The organism is Synechococcus sp. R55.2, assembly GCF_047462075.1.
Lineage (GTDB): Bacteria > Cyanobacteriota > Cyanobacteriia > Thermostichales > Thermostichaceae > Thermostichus.
On the sequence record NZ_JANSIH010000314.1, the window covers coordinates 1 to 599 of the forward strand.

At 51.1% G+C, this 599-nt stretch carries 1 protein-coding gene; it reads right to left on the bottom strand.

Annotated elements, in window-relative coordinates:
- Nucleotides 1-106 precede the first annotated feature (106 nt).
- Nucleotides 107-547, bottom strand: a complete 441-nt coding sequence (gene tnpA / locus NW838_RS10015; protein ID WP_011432180.1) for an IS200/IS605-like element ISSoc10 family transposase — start codon at nt 545-547, stop codon at nt 107-109.
- Between the last annotated feature and the right edge of the window lie 52 nt (nt 548-599).

Sequence of the window (599 nt, forward strand, 5' to 3'; positions counted from 1 at the left end):
TACCGCGAGCTGGAATTACAGCCCAATGCAACTTTAGCTAAACCGCCGAGAAGCCCCGCCCTCTGTCCGCAGGACGTATGGCCTACGGCCCGCTGAAGCGAACGCGCTAGCGGCGCGGAGCGCTTGGGTCGGGATGAGAGGCGGGAGTACCTTGGCTTTCAATGTACTGGCTCAATGCCGAGACTGTTACCCCACCACATGAAGCGATGAAATAAGATTCATTCCACAGCACATTTTTCCGGTATATCTTGCTGATGTAATCCGCAAACTCGCTTCTCATCCTGCGACTAGAGACGGATTTGATGTTGTTTACCAATTTGGACAGATCCACCTGCGGGTAGTACTGGAACAGCAGATGAACATGGTCTGCCTCGCCGTTGAACTCAATAAGTTTGCAACCCCACTTTTGGCAAAGGTCATACATGACTTCATGTAATCGCTGCAGCATTTCGCTGGTAAATACCTTGCGACGGTACTTGGTGGTTAAGACCAAGTGTGCCTTCAAATCAGATACAGCTCTGCCGCTGGAAACAAAATCATGCTTCATGGCCGCTAATCCTGCTGGCGCTATAATCAGTGTAGCGGTTTCTGAGCACGCT

Bases quoted from the DNA above. Each gene is read 5' to 3' on its own strand.
- tnpA (WP_011432180.1), bottom strand. From the start codon at position 547: ATGAAGCATGATTTTGTTTCCAGCGGCAGAGCTGTATCTGATTTGAAG.